This window comes from Vibrio sp. MarTm2 (assembly GCF_027587055.1).
GTDB lineage: Bacteria > Pseudomonadota > Gammaproteobacteria > Enterobacterales > Vibrionaceae > Vibrio > Vibrio sinaloensis_D.
The window spans coordinates 429,778-449,262 of sequence record NZ_JAPPTK010000001.1 but is presented as its reverse complement, the minus strand read 5'-3'; the positions used below and the strand labels follow the sequence as shown (position 1 = coordinate 449,262).

The window sequence follows — 19,485 nt, the reverse complement described above, 5'->3', positions numbered from 1 at the left end:
CAAAGTGAGCGACTAAAGAGCGGTCATCATTTACGACGCTTAATATATTTCACTGTAGCAAACGCACCGACAAATATACCGATGATGACTCCTACCAAAATAGGCACAACAATATAAGTATTAATAAGTAACATATCTTCCATTAATCGACTTCCCTTTTTGAGTTAATCGTTAACTATCCGGATTTTTTCCAATAGCCTTACGGTACTAAATTCTGGTGAGATTGGGCCCCGGTCTATGAGAGAGCTGATTTCAGAACGAAGATATCTATAAGTGCAACATTTTCCGTCCCAATAGCTCATAGACGCCAAATAATAATTTAAGCGTTCAAGCCCCGGTGGTGGTAGTGGACACTCCTCTTCAACCTCTTCTGAGTTAGTCCAGTAAAGGCATCTATAACCCAGTTTTATGACCTGAAAAACAATATCCCTTAGGTGATCTATATCATTAACAAGAAACGATAACAGGTCTGAATTATGTGGCTGTTTCGTGTGATACGAAACATCGAGTAATTGAGCTTTTTTGTCTAACGTTACGTAAGCACTATTTCCCTGAGATGGATAGTAATTTTCGGCGCAACTCATACTCATCGCCGAACCTATTCTTTTTGAAAACTGTAAAAACCAAGTTCCTTCGGTTCGACTATCACATCTGAAACACATAGCTCCTCCTCACTGCGCTTTAACGTGTTTATATGTATAAAGTAAAAAACACCGTTTGGCAAGAAGGGGTTTTGAGTCAAATGTTTTTAAAAACAAAGACTTACTTGTCATTGCGTCACCAAGTAGAAGGTTGTTGTCCATGCGTAAGTCTTTTGCATTTTATTCACTTTTCAATAGGCAGTCCTAGTCAGATAGGTGAGATCGCCAATAGATTTTCTGCTTGTTTTAATACAGGTTTGGGAATGTGAATAAATTAACTTGAAATGAAAATAAGGTACTGATTATTAAGGGTTAAAGTTTGAGTTTTTGGTGTGACAAAATTGTTTTGTTGGGCGATCTTGATCTATGGGCATGGGAGGCTTCGGAGCTTTAGGTGATAGAGTTTCGATTTCTTCCATGAGGGTTAACATTGTTAAGGATGGTGAAATTCTTGATGTCGATAGATTCCGAGACAGACTTGAAAAATAGCTGCTAATTCTGACTCGCCAAAAGAAAGGGTTGCTTTTGTCAATCAGTTTTTCGAAGTCTGGAGCACCTAGAGAGAACGTTAAAATTGGTTGGCACCTAATCAAATTAATCTACACAATAGTATTTGTGAGCAGAGTTAACAGTCAGGTATTCGAGCAAAGAGAAAGCGACACGCTCTCTCTTTGTTCTCACCAGTAATGTTACTTAATTAGAACTCTTGAATGGGTGTTAAAGGTAGGTAGGACTCTGCTACTTTCTCCCTTTTCTCTATAAGGGTATGAAACCCTTTTTTTGCAGAGAGAGTGGCATACTGAATAATCTTTTGAATATTTGTATTAGGGGTCTCATTAAAGGGGCGACCTGTTAGTTCCACCGAGAATTTCCAATATATGACACACATATCAAATGTCCAATTAGGACGATTTTTTCTGAGTTCGCGAAAATCTTCGTTATTATCTATTGGTGGTTCACTATCCATATAATCTAGCCACAGAACCATTCGCATTTGAAGAGAGGCAGTCAGATCAATGGGGCGCTTATCCCAGTCGGGGAACTGAAAATGGATCGTCCTGTCTGGAGCAAGAACTATATCGTAATGTCTGTAGTTATCCGGAATGAAGTCTTCGACTAACTGGTAGTAGCCTAGCGAGTACATACCATGGTGGAAGGTATGGGAATCTTCAAAACTTTCGATTTTTACTGTTCGGTACGCTTGGCCTTCATCGTTCAGTACCGCACTAAAAAATGTTCTGTCTGAGCCAACTCGCGCACGCAAATTCTCAGAGAAACGACTTGGCTTATGACTTGATATAAGCTCCTTGACATCTTCATCCTTCATTGACGGGCGCATGCCGTGGATAGTTGAGGAATGTACCTTGCCATTAGGTGAATATAAGACAGTCACAGGGTAGATGTCGGCAGTATCACCTATGGACAGTTGGTGGATAGCCTTGTGCCAACCTCCAGACAGACCATTTTTTTCTGCAATGATATCAAGAGCTCGACTGGTACTCAGCTTGTTGCCTGAAGACGCAACTTCTTTCTTAAGTCTCTTTACGTCGTTACGGCAGGCTTTCACCGTTCTGCCGGAAGGGAATACTAGATGGTTGGTTTTATTCGATTGTGATTTAGACACAACTAACTCCTTAACACAGGATAATGTGTAGCCACCGACACACCTGCATCTCTAGTTAAGTTGCAAGAGTAAGAGAGTCTGTTTGTCTACTGTTGGTCTGAAGCGACCTTCGCCATTGGGTGGCTAACTGGGACACATGAAGACCCATACAAGCCAAAGCTAGCATAAGCCTCGTCGTTTTGACAAGCGGTTAAGACTTGAAGGATGATAAATATATTCTATTTAACAGAATGTTAGAGGTTAAGGTGTTTACAGTTTATGGATTAGTTGATCGTCCAATCATACTATTTTTTATGTTGGGTGCACTGATTAGAGTATACGCTTAGCTATACTCAGATCTCTGCAAGAGGTTATGGGTATGCCGAAGAACCAAATTTAGTTTTGGAACATATTTTTTGAATCGTAACCGAAATAGTCACTGATTTCTTGAAAGGAAGGATTAACGAGGGCTCTTGTTATTGTTTTCTGTTCGATGTTGCTCATTACTAGCCTTAAACATGGAAAGGAGACTCTTCATTGTGTCTTCTTTTGTTTTATCGACCACTGGAACGCCTCGGTGCAGATCACCGATTTCGCTTGCCATTTTTAGCAGGTCTAAGTTTGGGTTAGTCATAGTATCTACTTGTGTTTTTATAGTTGTGTCGTAAACCCATACATACCACAAAGATACAGTATAGAACTATGAGAACCAATGTTTTTCAGTTTCTACCCACTGAGCTGCTGTCCAGACTTGGTAAACACTTTACCTCATCGCAAACAGCAACTTGCGCGAAGGGTTGGTCGTTTTTTTGAGCATGTAAACCAAAACATTTTCGGCAGATCATTCGTAAAGGCTGAGTATCCCTATACGAGTGCAAATTCTGTTAATACGGACTTACCTTATCAAACGTTATCCGAAGTAACGTAGGATTACTGAGCGTGTCGACTTCCTGTTCAAGTCATTAAAACCTGTGCAGCACTTAAGTGTTGTGCTAGCTAAGTCACTTAAGCAACTACCCAAAAGAGTTATAAAAACAATATCAAACAGTTAGAATATGTCTATTCAAGTAGGTAGGGTAAGACATGTACTTAAGTAACTTAAAAGCTGAAGGTTTTCGGTGTTTTGGTAAAGAATTCAATATTCAACTAACAGATGGGTTAAACGTGATAGTGGGTGAAAACGGAGCAGGTAAAACCGCCGTCATAAGTGCAATTCGACAGCTATTTCACGACTCTGAATCAGGCATATACAGCGTTACCAGCGATGACTTTTTTAGCCCTTTTGTTGTTCGCGGAAAAACCGCACCATCTTTCTCAATTAGCGCTGAGTTTGATGGACTAGATGTGGGGGATAAAGTAGCTTTTCTTCCATGGGTTGGAGCTTCCAGTACAGCACTATTAAACCTACAAGCCGAAAATAAGGAAATACGAGGGCGATTCAAAAAAGTCATATGGGGAGGAAAGTCCAAAAGCTCCCTGTTTGATCCTGAGTTACTAGATCTAATCCAGTGTATTTATTTGCCACCACTAAGGGATGCTGAATCAAAATTGTCGAACGGGCGTCAGTCCAGACTATCCAAACTTCTTAAAGCCCTAAATCGTAAACAGCTAAAACAGTGTAAAAAAGACAATGAACTACACCCTCTTGAATCCAAGCTGAAAGAATTCAACGAATCCTTGGCTGGTGACGAAAAATTAGGTATCAAGGATGCCAATAAACTCATTACAGAAAACCTGACTAATGCAATCGGACACTACTTCGGGCAAAACACCAGCATCCAATTTGCAGAAAGTGATTTTACTAAAATCGCTGAAAGCCTAACCTTGCTTTTCTTTCCTGACTTATCTGTAGAAGATCAGGAACTATTCCGTGAGCTGAGCCAAAATAGCTTGGGCTATAACAATCTACTTTATATTGCTTCAATTTTGGCGGAACTTACGCTAGATGATGAAGATGAAGAGCAACCCCTTTTTAAACTGCTGCTTATAGAAGAACCAGAAGCTCATTTGCACCCACAATTGCAAATTAGGCTGCTAAATCATCTCAAATCCGTAGCGAATGAAAACAAAAGTGTTCAGGTTATTGTGACGACACACTCGACGGTTTTAGCCTCTTCAGTTGAACTTGAGTCAATCATTCATTTATCGAAGTCACCAGAGCCAACCGCGACACCTCTACGTACCTGCGGGTTGCCTACTGCTAGCAGCCAATTCATCAATCGATGGCTAGATGTGACAAAGTCAAACCTACTATTTGCAGGCGGTGTAATCCTTGTTGAAGGGATTGCGGAACAAATGATAATTCCGACTTTGGCAAGAATAGCTCTAAAAGAGCAAAAGGAAGGGCGAAAAAGCCTTGAAGATCTTGGGATTTCGACAATTAACCTAAACGGGATCTACTTTAAGCATTTCATGCAATTGTATTGCAACATTGACAATGTGGATGATGCAAAAGGAGAGCTTGTAAGTAATAGCATTCCAATAAGGTGTGCGGGGCTAACCGATCTAGACCCACCCAAAGTGACAAAAAAAGACGTTCCAGACCCTAAGAATAAAGGGAAAACTAAAGAAATAGAAGAAAACTTCATCCCATACGAAGGCAATATGAAAGCTGGGACTAACCATGCTATCAAACTAGTTGATTCTATCAATAAGTCAACTAATGCACGGCTATATGTGAGCAAGTACAAGACATTAGAGTATGACTTAGCCATGGAGGGAAACAATGCAGCATTAATGTCCAAAATAATTGCTTCTCTGTGGCCTAAGCCCCAAAAAGGAGAAAGCTCTGTAATCAAGGATTTTGCAGCAATGTCCAAAGTAGATTGGACTAAAAAAACACCGCAGGAAATTGCCGAGGCAGCCCATAAAATTCTTAAACGAATTGATGATGACAATATTGGAAAAGGGATGTTCGCTCAAGTGTTGACCGATGAGATCCAATGTGATGGTTCTAATTTTACTGTTCCTGAATATATCAAAAATGCAATTTTCTGGGCTTCATCGATAGATGTTGCAAAGGAAAAGTGATGAAAATCGAATTTACCGATGAACAACTTGATTATGTGAATTCCAGCATTGAAGAGCACACTTTCTTGGAAGCCTGTCCCGGAAGTGGCAAAACCGAGGTGGTTGCTGCGAAAGTGGCTAAGGAAATCGATTCTTGGAAGAAAAAGCCCGGAGGACTGGCCGTACTCTCTTTTGCCAACAGTGCAACGGATGAGTTAACAATCAGGGTATCAAAGTACCTTCCTCATGGTCAGAGTATGTCCCCTCATTTTTTAGGTACTTTTGATAGTTTTATCTACAAGAATGTTGTATCTCCTCTAGCTACAGAGCTTACTGGATATTTAGGGGAAGGTGGTGACGCGTCGATACGCATCATTGAACCTAGCGCAAATTTAGGCTTTAGAACAAAATATGGTATTGCTAGTCGGGGGAAGATAAATGCTCATCATTATTCTTTCGATCTAATAAATAAAACTGTAGTTTTTGAAACAGGAAAGCCTGAACTAGATAAAGTGCTTAATTCTGTGACTCTAAAAGATTGGGAATTTAAGCACCTTCTAGAGACCAAAAGAAGGATGCTAAAAGGTGGTTTTGCCACTTACCGAGATATTGAATGCTTGGCTATAGATGCCCTTTCTGATGATAAATATCAGCACTTTGTTGAGTTATTTGTAAAGCGCTTCCCACTCATCATTATTGATGAATGCCAAGATCTCTCTGAAGAACAGTTAACTATTCTTCAAGTGCTTGCAAATAAAGGAACCAAGATACATTTTATTGGGGATCTCCATCAAGCTATCTATGGCTTTCGTGACGTTGACCCAGCCAAAGTACAGCAGTTCGTAAAAGAAAATCACTTCACTAACTTACCGCTGACTAGAAACTTTAGGAGTTGCCAGAACATCGTCGAACTTTGTGCCAAATTGACAGGGCGAAATGACATTGTTGGAAATGTATCATGGCTAGACCCTAGATGTTTGGTTGTTCAATACGACAACTGCCCCACTGAGCTGATAGATACCTTTAAAGAAAAGTGTAACGGCTTTAACGACAGTGTACTAGTCTCGAGAGGCCACTCGCAGATTGGCAAATTTCAGGCCTCCGTTACCCAGCCTAATAACATCCAAAAATTGGCTCTTTCTATGAAACTTTACAATCCTAAAGACATGGAAGCTCTAGGTCACTCATTGAAATATTTTTCAGAGTTTATCCGATACCACCTCAGAGAAAGCTGCAAACCAAATAGCCTCAATTGTCCTCAATCTATCGATTCAAACCTTTCTTGGCGAAAGTTCTTGTTTGATTCATTAAACTATCTGATAAACAATAAATTGAGTAGCATTGAAGTTAACTGGTCGACTTGGACAAAGAATGCAAAAACATTAATTCGAGATCTTCCAAGACAGGATTTCTGTTCAGAAACAATTGCTAACATATTAGCTCCCTTACTAGAGGTAAATTTAACCTCTCCATCTGGCTCAGCCAAACTTGAAGTAGCTTCATCATTGGGCTCTACTACTACATCATTAATCCCGTACAGGAAATCAACTATCCATGGAGCAAAAGGTGAAAGTCATGATGTTACCATAGTCATATCATCTGCTCGTGCAGGCAATGATTCTCACTGGAAGAGTTGGATTAAAAACCCTGATAGTGAGGCAGCTAGATTTGCTTATGTTGCGTCATCACGGCCAAAAGAATTTTTGATTTGGGCCGTCAAAACTCTTAAGCCATTAGAAAGGAAGCAACTGGAAGCTGTTGGGTTTAGCGTAATTTGATCTCACACATTCAATTTATCACTTTTCCATACTTCAGCTTACGCAAAATGGATACCTGTGTTTATACAAGGATGATGATCAACATTACTCATATGACTTTCAGATAAGCTAGAAGTACAAATGAGAAAGTGAGTTTAGTATGCGATTAGAACAAATGACTGGGTATTTATTCCCAACTTTAGCTGTGTGGCCTAAACCTTGGTACGAGGGTGGGTTATGGCAAATGTATGATTTTAAACTTCGAGAAGACGGCACGTTGGAATGGTATAAAAGCTACATAGCGACTGCATCAGGTCATGCTAAAGCTGATGTTTATGAATCTTACGAAGATGCCAAAGAGGTTGCTGTAAAAAGAAACGGTGAACTAAAAAGCGTACTTGATAAACTAGGTGTTTCATCCAGCCAGAAGGCATCTCTGTCATTAAAGGTTGATAAAGCAGTCACAAGACAAAGTCGTCTTTTCGGTGAAGAACAACTCATGTTATTGGAAGGTATACGTCGACATAGTGAATCTCCTCGTCCTCAAGAACACGAAATAGTCTTGCCAAAAAATTGTACTTCACTTCTAAAGCCGTTGATGGATGTGTTGCAAGAAACTCCGTACGTAAAACTGGTACGACTTAAATCTTTCGGGGTTAGTTTACTCAGACAGGGAGACCATGATTGGTCAACATTGGCAAAACATACGAAATTAACAGCAAAGTATTTTTATCGAGAAAAAATAGCCGCAGCATATGGTTTGGATGGAGCAGACCATTGGGGACAAACTAAAGCTAAAATTCGAGAAATATTACTGCCTAGAGCAAATCAATTACTCCAGTTGACAAGCGTAAAGCGAATGCTCTCAGAAGCAGAACTCAAAGGAAAGAAAGTCGTTGTTGCTTCTGGATTTGTATTCTGGTTTGAAGATAAAGATAGTGTTGGATGGATTGTGAAAGAAGCCAGCTATTCACAGGCGGAAAAATCTGGAAATATCCTTTGGAAGGAAGGAACTATTTTGTCAAAAAACCACGGGCGTATTGTCGTTCTTCCATACGTAAAGGAGAATGGAGAGCTCGTTCAAGGTCATACAAAGAATGCCCCTCATGATGGAAAGGCAAAGCCAAGGCACCCTAAAGAGTATGTGGAGCTTCCTTTTGAAGTGCTCGAAGATGATCTAATGATAGGCTTGTTTGGCGATTTGAAGTATGAGTAGTTTGGGATTTTCGTATAAAGGGTACTGTGAGGCCGTATTTGAGCATCACTTAGGTTAGCGTTAGGCAGTACGAGTGTAGTTTAGTCGCAATAATAATATTTTTAATGAGAAGGTAAGTTTTATGGGAACTTCGATAGAGCTACGCCTAGGAAAGGTTTCCCTATCGTATTCCAAGAATCATATGGGGATAGATTATGGCTTTTTATTTCAGGAAGGTGACTTAACACGCCGAAAATCAGAGCCAATAGGTTACGAGTACTACGAAAAATACCCAGAAGATAAGCAAGAACTTGACGAAACGGAGGAGGTTTTCGCTAGAACTCTATCTCGCGTCTTGCCTCGTCTCAATTTGCTTGGCTTTACTCTCAAGACTGCACGCGCTGAGTACCAAGCACTGGTTGCAGAAGCTGAAGAAATATCAAACGATATAGAAGAGTTAAAAAAGGAATTTCTTACGTTTGAAGAGTTCTGCGATTTGGCATGTCGCTATCCGTTGATAGATTTGAAAGACGACTATGTTGATTATGATACACCAAATCGAGACTTAATTTCTCAGGGATGTTTTGCTGCTGATATGGATCTATTTGAGCGAATTCCTTCGTTTGAAAACTCAGATCTTTATTGGTCCGAAGCCAGTTACTTTTCCGATAGGGTTTGCATTCTTAGTGCGGAATCCATGCTTCAGGTCTTTTCATTAAATGCGGATAATGCTGAGGTTGAAGTTACATGGGAGTTTGGCCCTATTGTCGATGCTGGCTGGGTTCTACGTGAAGAATTTCGTCCCGGAGCGCGACAAAGACAAAAAGTTTTAATTGCAACCGAGGGAACATCAGACTCACGCATCATTCGAAGAGCTCTTGATGTCTTATCTCCAGACGTGGCTGATTTTTTCAATTTCGTAGATGTTGATGAGCGCCATCCTTTTTGGGGAACTGGAAATCTCGTAAAATTCGCAGAGGGACTTCTACGAATCGAAGTTATGAATCAGGTCTTATTCGTTTTCGATAACGACGCAGAAGGCGTTGATGCTTTTCGCAAACTTGAAAAGTTGAATCTTCCTTCCAACATGAGAGCGATGCTCTTACCTGCTCTTGAGGAATTTAAGGAGTTTACTACTCTCGGACCTGAAGGCGTGAACATTTCTGACATCAACGGGCGGGCAGTTGCGATAGAGTGCTATCTTGACCTTCTTTTAGAACAATATCCTCCTGCTCAGGTCACATGGAGTAACTTCAAAAAGGATATCAATGCATGGCATGGGGTATTGGATTTTAAAGAGTCCTATTCAAAGCACTTCTATGATCAGTCCGATGAACAGCTGCTAAATGGTAGTTACAACGTACAGAAATTATTGAAACTGCTTGATTCGTTAATCCGAGAGGCGGGATTGGTGATCCCAGTTATTTGAAAAGAGCCTTTTGGATTAATCGCTCTAACACCATCAGTTATCAACTAAGTGAACATTAAGGTTTTAACAAGGATACTTTGTTGTTCACTTAGTGTGGTGTGATACAACATTAGTTATAAATCTTAGCAAAATCTGCCTACCTTTAACCAATCCCCCTGACATTGTCCATGCCTCTTTTTATAAGGGCAATATAATGGACTTTTAGTGAGTTAAGGCTGAAATGGGGTCGAAACGGAAGTCAGCCTTTTTATGGTCTCCTAGGTTTCGTTTCGAAAGATATAAATGAACCATTAATGAATCATTTACAGCTCTCTTAATACCTAGTAATGCCGCTTCTACCGTCTGTGAAGGGTGAGTTTATCATTTCTGATATCAAACTTCGCTATTTAACATATAGTGCATAAAGCGCCGTACATTCAGGGCTGGCCAAAAGAAAAAGCCAGTTCCATGCTGCCCATTAATTGTTATTACGCTACAATAGCCTTGTCACTGGAATTGCAGCACACCAAAAGATGAGTGAATCTCAGTAACTGGGGAGTTGGCGCTCCCCAGTTCAACTGAGAAGCTATGCGCCCTCACAACTATGCCTGTTTTCGTCAACAGCAGTGCTTAGCATAGTTATCTCTTCTTTCGCTGCGTCCAAGAGCCATTGCTAATGTATTAAATACGTAACATTAAGCGTGCTTATACCACTCAATGTTACGTATTTAACACATTAAACTCCTCTCATACAGTTAGTTACTAATGTTCAATGTTACTATATAGGCATTAGTTACTAACGGATTGCCTCTACACAAGTCCATCTTAAACGTCTGGACTAATCAAGCTACGTTGCTTAGGTGATTTGAATTAATCATTCTGTCGAATATGCGTTAGTTCTCACTGTAAAGCTATGTGGCTGTGTGGCAGCCCTCATCTATTGTCTAGATTTATTCATCTATGATGGCTGCTGTGATTCAAATGCATGATTTTTAAGCGTTACCATCAGTTGCGAATGGGTATAGCGTGGTATGATGATTAGTAACTAATGGTGTGGAAGGTAACAATGGCGAAGATTAGTAAACCCGCAATATCCAAGATGAGAGAGCACGAACTAGAAAAGATGCTCAAATACTTTCAGACAAGGTTGATCAAAAGGGATGAGTTACTGATTGAAGAGTTAAGGCAGATGGATGCTTATAAGCAGACGGCGAAAATCTCCGGTCTTAATCATGGCTCAAACGAACTGGATGGGCGAGTTATAGATAACTGCCTACGTGCGCTTTCAACATGGAATAATGAGACGTTTGAAGATGGTAAGTGGAGAGAGCTGGCTGATAAACAGGAATATGTTGATACATGGGTAAATAGGTACATATCAAAGAAAGCGTGGGGTAGATATCTAAACTCCGTAAGGGTTTCACGAGCTTCAAGGCTTTCTACATCAAAGGCGGATAACACATCAGCAGTAAAAGTAACGTCGCCTAGAAACCAAACATACTTTGAAGGGAAGCTGAAGAGTCTTTCTAAAGAGTTCGGTACTTCGATGCCCGAGACACGTGGAATTGCAATGGAACTGGGTGTAGAGCTTTTAGAACTGTTTCTAGCTGAAGCTAAAGAGGAGGAGCACAGTGATATTAGAACTGTGATTATCTCAAAGAATCTCAAAGAAATGACTCTAGATGAAGAGAAGCAAGCACGGATCAAACTCGGTGTATATATTGGCTCAGTGGTAGACTCAGCTCGAAATAATATTGCAGACTTTAATGATGACAAAAAGGTAAAGCGTTAAGTAGCCATGACCGTTAACATTTATTGTTAAGCATGTGTTACATATGGAATCGATGAGAAATAAGAAGTAGCATTATTTTTGATCTACGTTTGCACTCGGATGCACTGATTGAGAATTTCACGTTTGCACTTCAGTGCATCAATAAATTATCGCGGATGGGTTGACGGAAAGATCTGCACTTCCTATATTGAGCGCATACATAGAAGGCTAGAACCCTTGTCCTCCATGTGTTCAGGCAAGTTACGCCGATTGAGAAATGGCAATGTGGTGCGGTGAGATTACCCACCCACCCACCGAATGGATATAGGATTTATACTCTATAAAGGTTCGAATCCTATAGGGCGTGCCATTTATTCGAAAAGCCCCGATAGCTCAATGAGTTGTCGGGGCTTTCGCGTATTTGGAAGCAATGTTTTATGCTTTGGCTAGGGATGCTTTTATCGTAAGAAGAAATGTATGAGCACGATGCGAAATTTAGCCCTCTTTGATTTTGATGGCACCATTACCAGCGAAGATACCTATTCAAAATTTCTATATTTTGCCACACCTAAGCCACGGCTTGTTATTGGGTTATCTTTCATATGGCCTGCGATTGCTTTATATCGATGCGGAGTGTTGCCCGCCAGCCGTTTGCGACCGGTACTCTCATTTCTCGCTTTTTGGCGACGTGATGCTGACGAGGTAGAGTGCCTTGCAAAACGGTTTACCCAACAATATTTACCAAGCGTGATTAGAGAAATCGCTCAAACGCGTATCGATTGGCATTTAGAACGTGGCGATGATGTTTTTGTTGTGTCGGCAGGCGTGGATCCGTATTTGAGCATCTGGACTGAATATCAAGGTATCAAGTTGGTGTGTAGTGAGCTCACTAGACGTAATGGTCGATTCACTGGTCGCTACCAAGGTGGTGACTGCAGTAGCGAGAACAAAGTTCGGCTGCTAGCAAGTCGTGTGGATGTTTCCGCTTACACTAAGGTCTTCGCTTATGGCGATACCTTCGAAGATGTCCCCATGTTGCGTATTGCTGATGAAAGCTACCTTAACTGGAAACCGTTCGGTGGAGTAACGCCTGACTCCATTAAAGCATCTTAAAAAAGAAACGCTTGCAGCGAGTTTTCACTAAAATAATATCCATATCGAAACGTTACATATTAGTTCTGCTTATAAGTTAAATAGCAGTCAATATGCCCAAAGATGTCACGGAAATAAGGTGTAACGTTTTATGGAACAAGTCCAAGATAGTTCTGAACTTCAACTGCAACTTGCCAGCCGAGGTTCTCGCTTAATCGCTGCGTTGATAGATTCTATCGTCTTATCTATTTTCATACTTCCCTTGATGTACTTTACGGGAGGATTTGAGAGTTTTGCTCAATCCCCCCCGACAGAGCCAAGCTGGGGGTATCTATTTTTACTCGGTATTCTCAACTTCATTTTATTTGCGATTATCAACCGTAATTTGCTGCGAGATAGAGGCCAGACAATTGGCAAAAAATGGATGAAGATAGGCATTCGCAATCAACAGGGGGATGTACCCAAGCTTAATGAGTTACTGTTCAAACGGTACGCCTACTATTTTTTGATTGGTTATGTACCGCTTATCGGTGGTGTGATAAGCTTTGTTGGCGTTTTGCTCATCTTTGGTAGCTCTAGACGTTGTTTGCACGATATCATTGCCTCGACGCAAGTTATTCGTTTGAACGATTGTTAACTCAAAGGCCGCCGCTATACTAAAGCAACGCAGATTAGCGTTGCTTTTTTGTTTCTGTACATACGCAACGCTTTTCGGTAGCATGACCTCCCTTCCATGAATGAACAGTGTTTGTTCAGCTTCGATTTTAGTTCTTCAGTTTAGACATCATGCGCAGTATTCACACTAAAATTAAACCTGAGTTTGAGCCTTTGTTGTCAGAGCTTGCGCTGCATGCACTGCTTCACCTATACACGAGTAACGCAGGGAAGGTCTCACTTAAGCGTTCGCGCAGCGATGTGAATGATGTCATTTCAGCCTGGCTCAACAAGGCGTCGAACAGTAAGAAATACAAGCCCTTTAAAAAGAAGATTCGTTCGCTTGTTACTCACGCACGCTCACAACGTCTCGACATGGAAGCAATGTTGGAAAATTTGTTGCCGCCTGAAGGTGGGGATGAGTTACCTCATCTTGACAGTTTTCTACTGCTCATCAATACACTAGAGAAAGAACTCAATACGACGGTGTTGGTATCAAGTCCGGAATCCGTCGACCTTCAGTTTAATCCAAAAGGGTGTTTGCTGTGTGTATTGTCTCAAGATCTGAATGCGCATTTTAGCGAACGTAACCGCTTTATCGCCGATATTTCGATGTTGTTCCGTGGTACCAATGGTGAGAAACACGCTTTCTTAAGAACGATTTACTCATCCTCAATTTTTGAACATAAAGTCGAATTTGAAGATGGTGAGTTTGTGAGGATCACTTTAGTACTTCGCTAATTAAACGTGGTGCAACTAAAGTTTATTTGCGTCTGGATTATCATTCTCCCTTACGAGTTACTTACTGATTATAAGTGTATCAATAATGAGATGTCTCATTATTGAACAGAGATTCCCCCTGTCTATTGTTGAAGTCTTTCTTATATCCAACGATATTCTCGCTTCCTAAAATAAAAAAGGAAGTCCGTAATGGAACACAAATATATTTCCCTCACAGCAGTGTTAATATCGTTGAACTCAATGACGGTTTTTGCTTCTGCTGAAGAAGGTGTAGGTTGTATCGTTAGCAAAGAAACTGGAGATAAATACTGCTTAAACGTAGGGGAGCGTTCAGGTTATTCTCTCCCTTCTTTTATTTATGAACATGAAGTCGATGTTTATGCAGGCGCAGGCGCAGGGGTGATGCTTAGTGATTGGGACAATTTATCCTATAACCGTTTGGCGGTTTTTACTGGTTATACCCCCAACTCAGAACTAGAGGCTGTAAAAGCATATAATGGTAAAGTACTAGACTTCTCCGCACCTCGTTCAATGCGAGTTGTTTCTCGCTCTCCTGAAGTTGAACCGGTATTGGCTTGGTCTTGGCAAGGAAGCAGCTTCATGCCGGAATATGATCAAGTGATGGTTTCTCCGGTTGTCGTGCAACTGAATGACGATAACAATGATGGAAAAATCAATAATGAGGATACAGCAGATATTATCGTCATTACTTTTAAAGATAATCAATATACCTACGGTGGATTAGTTCGTGCACTGAGTGGTGTCGACGGCAGCGAAATTTGGGATTACAGCAACAGTGGTATTATTGCTGATGCTCGTAACTCTGTAGCTGCAGGCGATCTTGATGGAGATGGAGTTGTCGAAATCATCACTAGCAATCGAGAAGAGAATTATTACCGCGTTCTCGATAACTCGGGTAACCTAAAGAAAAAAATTGATAAAAATGAAACAAATTGGCGTACTATCGGACAAATTAGTATTGCAGATTTGAATAACGATGGATCAATCGAAATTATTGCACCAGACGGTGTCTATAATTACGATACAGGCATGTTATTGTTTAGTTATGGCTGGACTCCTTCCCCTATACCTCTCGATTTTGATAGTGATGGTAGACAAGAAGTGTTTGCGGAACAAACGTTATTTGATAGAAATGGTGCCTCGATTTGGGCCTATCAATCTAATAGTTCAATTTGGTTCTCGTCTGTTGCAAACCTCGACAGTGATAATGCACCAGAGCTGATTGTTTCTACTCCTGCATCAAAGTCTAGCGCTGAAAATAGTTTTATTTCTGTATTGGAACATGACGGAACCGTTAAATGGAGCGTAAACAATACGAGTAACCCTGGTGGAGGTGTACAAGCTGTTTCCAATTTCTTGGGACACCCTAGTGAAACCTTAGTGGAAGAATCAGATCTTTTTGGCTTCGAGTACGGTGATAGTAAACGCTTGGCTGTGGGTAATGACAGCTTGTTGTACGTAAATTCTGGTCTGGCTATAGACGCAGTTGGTACAACATCGACAAATTTATTTGGTGGGGATGGAGGCCACACTAATAGCCCTGTAGATCTGACTGAGGTACGCAAAATAGCCATTACATCGGGTAAGTATTACTGGGGTGGTAAACACTTATTAGCATTGAAGTTCTATATGAAAGATGGATCGACTAAGAAGTTTGGTTCAACAAATTCTTCATTTTGGCAGCAAACGGATTATTTCCATGTACCTCAAGACAAAGCAATCACTGCGGTGAATATTTGGTCAAATGGCTGGTTGGTTGAGGCATTGCAGTTCGAACTTACTTCTGGGCAGTCAACTAACAATACTGGTATCGTGTATGCTGGCTACAATGCGGTAGATATGTATGACCGTACTGGGCAATTAGTTTGGTCTGTACCTAATGACGACTCTAGTAGTGGAAAAATTGGTGTCTCAGCTTATGATTTTGATGGCGATGGTATAGATGAGGTTGTTGCTCAAGATTTGACGCGTGTTAGGGTTTTGGACGGACGTAGTGGTCTGGTATTAAACGAAATCAAAAATTCGACTGGTACGTTATGGGAATCCCCGGTGGTAGCAGACTTAGCTGGTGATAATAATGCAGAGCTTATTGTTGTTGCTAATGACCATAATCCGAGGTATTCAATTAATCACGGTGTTTATGTTTACAAATCTGTGGATGCTAATAAACCTTGGAAGAACGCGACACGCATTTGGAACCAACACTCTTTCCATCAATCGAACATCACGCAAGATGGTACAATTCCAACCTCCTATGAACCGAGTTGGTTGACACACAATACGTACCGCTCGAGTACATTACCGACGAAGAAGGGCACAGGTACTGACATCATCGGATTCCCAACAGGCAAGCCTACCAACGTAGATTTGGATGATAAGCTTTACGTACGATCTGGTTGGATGATCGATGCCTTAGGCGAAGATAATGACGAAATGGTTGGCGGACCAGGTGGTGTTCTTGGTATCCCTGTTGACTTGGAAAAGGTAGCGAAAATTGAAGTAACTTCAGGCACGTTTTACTGGGGTGGAAATCATATCGTTGCACTGACGTTTACCTATCATGATGGAACTGTCCTGTTTTATGGGTCAAAGCATTACGCCCATTCTCAGAAAACAGATATTGTTGAAATTCCTTCGGGTGAAGAGCTTGAAGAGATCAATGTTTGGAGTTCTGGACAGTATGTTGACGCAGTACAGTTTATTCTAGATTAATTGAAACAAATGCCAGCTTTATCGCTGGCATTTTTCTACGCCAACTTAAACTCCTGCAATTGATCGTGAACTTGGGCTACTTCAGTTTTATAGTTTGTGACAATACTATCCATGTTCGCTGCAAGTTCTCCTGTCCTTTAGGCAATTTCCGCCAGAACATCGATATCTTTGTCAACATCTTCACTCGCTTTGGATTGCTCCGTTGTTGAATTTTTGCGAGAAAAAGCCCCCGTTTAGAGCGCCTCGGACCTGACCTGCTCTTTCTTTCATCTCCATGACGGCGATCAGACTTTTACTTAGGCTGACAACCTATGGGTTCGATAGTTCGCCACTGATTATAGACGCGTTATCAATTTACAACTGATTCAAGCTGGAATAGTACCCAAACGGAGACAACTTAGGTGAGAGAGTATCGACCTGACGACGTACCTCATTCAACTTCGCCAGTTCATTGGCGACATCTGATTTAAGCTTGGTTTGCCAAGGGCGTGGCAAAGTGTCGTCTGAGAATGACATTAATTTTTGAACGTGATGATCGGCCTTTTTGCGATGAGCAATCAGAGCCTTCACTTGCTCAGGATTGCCCTTACTACCCAACACTCCGGCGCTCAGACCACGCTCGACCGCAAGGTTATGGGCAAGATTGTCATAAAGTAAAATCAATTCAGTCGCAGACTTGTCGCTGTTGGCGTTTTCTAAGGTAGTTCGATAGTTAAGGACTAACTCTACCGCCAGCGATAGCGAGATAAGAATGGGTATCCCTGCAAGAAAGAGCACTAAGTGATTAAGGCTAAACCTGTGAATTAACGTATTCATTAACGCTCCTAGCAAAACTGTTGTTGTTATTCAATCAGTATAAGACGTTAAAATGGGGAGGCGTTGTACGTAGAGATTAAATTAAGAAAAATGAATAGGTTCGCACTTGTTGTGTGATCGAGTTTATATGCTGTTCATAGGCAACATTTCAAAGCTTTTGATGCGATGTCATAAAAAGTTCATTGAATACAATATTGAGGTTTATTCAATAATTCATCATATTGTAATGACTATGTAACAAAATAAGGAGTGCCTATGCAGCATCAAGAAATGATTCAACCCACTCATCTTGGCGTGATCAGCCGAACTTGTTTGTTTTCTATTTTTGCTATTTCCCTCGTCTTTGCTTTTATCTAAACCCCAACTGAACTAAGCCTTAGTAAGTTTGTGGTTACTTACTTCTTCTTCACTTATTAGGGCGGTTCACTGGCTCTTGTCGATAAGGTTGTGATATTTTTGCTGTATCCGCTTATTGTTAAAGAGTTGTATGCCTAATGTCTCTGCTTATCCCCAATTTTTCCAATCGATATGCTGACTTACCAAATGCCTTTTACTCCTTGGTGGATCCTCAACCACTGGAAAACAGCCATTGGATAGCATGGAATAGCATATTGGCCGAGCAACTTGGGTTACCTGAAAATCAGCCAACTGGTGATCTGAAATATTTTCTTTCGGGAGAAGGGGACTATCAGACAACCCCAGTACTCGCGATGAAATATGCTGGGCATCAATTTGGTAGCTATAACCCTGATTTGGGTGATGGTCGCGGTTTATTGCTTGGTGAAGTGACGTCGGTAACAGGGCAAATGTTCGATATTCACCTAAAAGGTGCGGGACTCACTCCTTATTCCCGTATGGGAGATGGTAGGGCGGTACTACGTTCGACGATTCGTGAATATCTTTGTAGTGAAGCGATGGCAGGGTTGGGTATTCCCACCACCCGCGCTTTAGGGATGTTGACCAGTGACACCCCAGTTTATCGAGAGAAAGTGGAAAATGGCGCTTTGTTGCTGCGTGTTGCCGAAAGTCACATCCGATTTGGTCACTTCGAGCACTTTTTCTACACCAATCAATTAAGTGAGCTGAAACTGCTGGCTGATAAAGTGATCGAGTGGTATTGGCCAGAATGTCTAAAATGCGATCAACCTTATGCCGCGATGTTTGCAACCATAGTCGAGAAAACCGCACACATGATCGCCTATTGGCAGGCATATGGTTTTGCTCATGGCGTGATGAATACCGATAACATGTCGATCTTGGGTCAGACGTTTGATTATGGTCCGTTTGGGTTCTTGGATGATTACGAACCGGGCTACATCTGTAACCACTCTGATTATCAAGGTCGGTACGCTTTTGATCAGCAGCCTAGAATTGGTCTTTGGAACTTATCGGCTTTAGCGCACGCGTTATCGCCCATTATTGATAAGAGCGAACTTGAACAGGCTTTGAGCCAATTTGAAGTGACTCTGGGCAAAAAATTTAGCCGACTGATGCGAGCAAAGCTCGGTCTAAACTGCAAGCTGGAACAGGATAGTCAACTGTTCAACGCGATGTTTGAGCTACTTCACCAAAACCGAGTCGATTACACACGGTTTATGCGTGAACTCTCTAATCTTGATACTCAATCAACTCAAAATGTCTCAGACTTATTTATAGATAGAGAGGCCGCGAAAGCGTGGCTTGAACTCTACCTTGCTCGTTGTGAATGTGAGGTGGGCGAGGAGGGACAGATCATCTCATCGGAAACACGTTGTGAAAAAATGCGTCAGGTAAATCCCAAGTACATACTGAGAAATTACTTGGCTCAAATCGCTATTGATAAAGCAGAGCAGGGTGATTTCAGTGAAGTAGAAGCGCTTGCTGAACTGCTAAAACATCCATTTGATGAGCAACCCGATAAAGACGCCTATGCGAATCTGCCTCCGGAATGGGGCAAGAAGATGGAAATCAGTTGTTCGTCTTAACAAGATGAATGACTGATAGATCTGTTTTTATTCGCATGACAAACTTGTGAACCTCGTCTGCACTTTGTTCAAATTATGCAAAATAATCAATCAGCTTCTGA

At 41.2% G+C, this 19,485-nt stretch carries 13 protein-coding genes; 10 read left to right on the top strand and 3 right to left on the bottom strand.

All coding sequences use genetic code 11. The features are described 5' to 3' along the window. Positions 1-1,338 precede the first annotated feature (1,338 nt). Together OH458_RS02030 and OH458_RS02025 are read right to left on the bottom strand one after the other, a co-directional pair. The gene (locus tag OH458_RS02030; RefSeq protein ID WP_029559311.1) at positions 1,339-2,265 is read right to left on the bottom strand and encodes a hypothetical protein; all 927 of its coding nucleotides are present in this window, start codon (positions 2,263-2,265) and stop codon (positions 1,339-1,341) included. Positions 2,266-2,704: 439 nt separating this feature from the next. After that, positions 2,705-2,878, bottom strand: coding sequence for a hypothetical protein (locus OH458_RS02025; protein ID WP_154219534.1), 174 nt, complete (start codon positions 2,876-2,878; stop codon positions 2,705-2,707). 449 nt (positions 2,879-3,327) lie between these two features. Here OH458_RS02025 and OH458_RS02020 point away from each other — a divergent pair, with 449 nt between their 5' ends. The 9 genes from OH458_RS02020 to OH458_RS01980 all read left to right on the top strand — a co-directional run bounded on the left by OH458_RS02020 (position 3,328) and on the right by OH458_RS01980 (position 16,604). Beyond that, a complete protein-coding gene (locus tag OH458_RS02020; RefSeq protein WP_269977114.1) occupies positions 3,328-5,274 on the top strand; it encodes an ATP-dependent nuclease in 1,947 nt (648 codons plus the stop codon). Continuing rightward, the gene (locus OH458_RS02015) at positions 5,274-7,031 is read left to right on the top strand and encodes a UvrD-helicase domain-containing protein (RefSeq protein WP_269977113.1); all 1,758 of its coding nucleotides are present in this window, start codon (positions 5,274-5,276) and stop codon (positions 7,029-7,031) included. Before OH458_RS02020 ends, OH458_RS02015 begins: the two co-directional genes overlap by 1 nt. 139 nt (positions 7,032-7,170) lie before the next feature. After that, positions 7,171-8,226 (top strand): hypothetical protein, encoded by a 1,056-nt coding sequence (locus OH458_RS02010; protein ID WP_029559308.1) that lies wholly within the window; start codon positions 7,171-7,173, stop codon positions 8,224-8,226. Positions 8,227-8,347: 121 nt separating this feature from the next. Then, the gene (locus tag OH458_RS02005) at positions 8,348-9,634 is read left to right on the top strand and encodes a HEPN/Toprim-associated domain-containing protein (RefSeq protein WP_029559307.1); all 1,287 of its coding nucleotides are present in this window, start codon (positions 8,348-8,350) and stop codon (positions 9,632-9,634) included. 1,045 nt (positions 9,635-10,679) lie between these two features. Beyond that, complete coding sequence (locus OH458_RS02000; protein WP_269977112.1) at positions 10,680-11,405, top strand: hypothetical protein; 726 nt, start codon at positions 10,680-10,682, stop codon at positions 11,403-11,405. Between the two features lie 456 nt (positions 11,406-11,861). Beyond that, positions 11,862-12,497, top strand: coding sequence for an HAD-IB family hydrolase (locus OH458_RS01995; RefSeq protein WP_269977111.1), 636 nt, complete (start codon positions 11,862-11,864; stop codon positions 12,495-12,497). A gap of 130 nt (positions 12,498-12,627) precedes the next feature. Continuing rightward, on the top strand, positions 12,628-13,113 hold the full coding sequence (locus OH458_RS01990) for an RDD family protein (RefSeq protein ID WP_269977110.1): 486 nt from the start codon (positions 12,628-12,630) through the stop codon (positions 13,111-13,113). Positions 13,114-13,262: 149 nt separating this feature from the next. Continuing rightward, entirely contained in the window at positions 13,263-13,871 is a 609-nt protein-coding gene (locus tag OH458_RS01985) for a DUF2913 family protein (RefSeq protein ID WP_269977109.1), read from the top strand. A 189-nt stretch (positions 13,872-14,060) separates the two neighbouring features. Next, positions 14,061-16,604, top strand: coding sequence for a beta-prism lectin domain-containing protein (locus OH458_RS01980; RefSeq protein WP_269977108.1), 2,544 nt, complete (start codon positions 14,061-14,063; stop codon positions 16,602-16,604). A 354-nt stretch (positions 16,605-16,958) separates the two neighbouring features. On the opposite strand, the gene OH458_RS01975 is transcribed toward OH458_RS01980, so the two are convergent. Next, positions 16,959-17,420, bottom strand: a complete 462-nt coding sequence (locus OH458_RS01975) for a nitrate- and nitrite sensing domain-containing protein (RefSeq protein WP_269977107.1) — start codon at positions 17,418-17,420, stop codon at positions 16,959-16,961. 494 nt (positions 17,421-17,914) lie between these two features. On the opposite strand from OH458_RS01975, the gene OH458_RS01970 reads away from it, so the two are divergent. Beyond that, complete coding sequence (locus tag OH458_RS01970) at positions 17,915-19,384, top strand: protein adenylyltransferase SelO (RefSeq protein WP_269977106.1); 1,470 nt, start codon at positions 17,915-17,917, stop codon at positions 19,382-19,384. Positions 19,385-19,485 lie beyond the last annotated feature (101 nt).

Coding starts and splice junctions, on each gene's coding strand:
- OH458_RS02010 (WP_029559308.1), top strand. CDS start 7,171: ATGCGATTAGAACAAATGACTGGGTATTTATTCCCAACTTTAGCTGTG.
- OH458_RS01970 (WP_269977106.1), top strand. CDS start 17,915: ATGTCTCTGCTTATCCCCAATTTTTCCAATCGATATGCTGACTTACCA.
- OH458_RS02005 (WP_029559307.1), top strand. CDS start 8,348: ATGGGAACTTCGATAGAGCTACGCCTAGGAAAGGTTTCCCTATCGTAT.
- OH458_RS01995 (WP_269977111.1), top strand. CDS start 11,862: ATGAGCACGATGCGAAATTTAGCCCTCTTTGATTTTGATGGCACCATT.
- OH458_RS01980 (WP_269977108.1), top strand. CDS start 14,061: ATGGAACACAAATATATTTCCCTCACAGCAGTGTTAATATCGTTGAAC.
- OH458_RS01990 (WP_269977110.1), top strand. CDS start 12,628: ATGGAACAAGTCCAAGATAGTTCTGAACTTCAACTGCAACTTGCCAGC.
- OH458_RS02025 (WP_154219534.1), bottom strand. CDS start 2,878: ATGACTAACCCAAACTTAGACCTGCTAAAAATGGCAAGCGAAATCGGT.
- OH458_RS02000 (WP_269977112.1), top strand. CDS start 10,680: ATGGCGAAGATTAGTAAACCCGCAATATCCAAGATGAGAGAGCACGAA.
- OH458_RS02020 (WP_269977114.1), top strand. CDS start 3,328: ATGTACTTAAGTAACTTAAAAGCTGAAGGTTTTCGGTGTTTTGGTAAA.
- OH458_RS01985 (WP_269977109.1), top strand. CDS start 13,263: ATGCGCAGTATTCACACTAAAATTAAACCTGAGTTTGAGCCTTTGTTG.
- OH458_RS01975 (WP_269977107.1), bottom strand. CDS start 17,420: ATGAATACGTTAATTCACAGGTTTAGCCTTAATCACTTAGTGCTCTTT.
- OH458_RS02015 (WP_269977113.1), top strand. CDS start 5,274: ATGAAAATCGAATTTACCGATGAACAACTTGATTATGTGAATTCCAGC.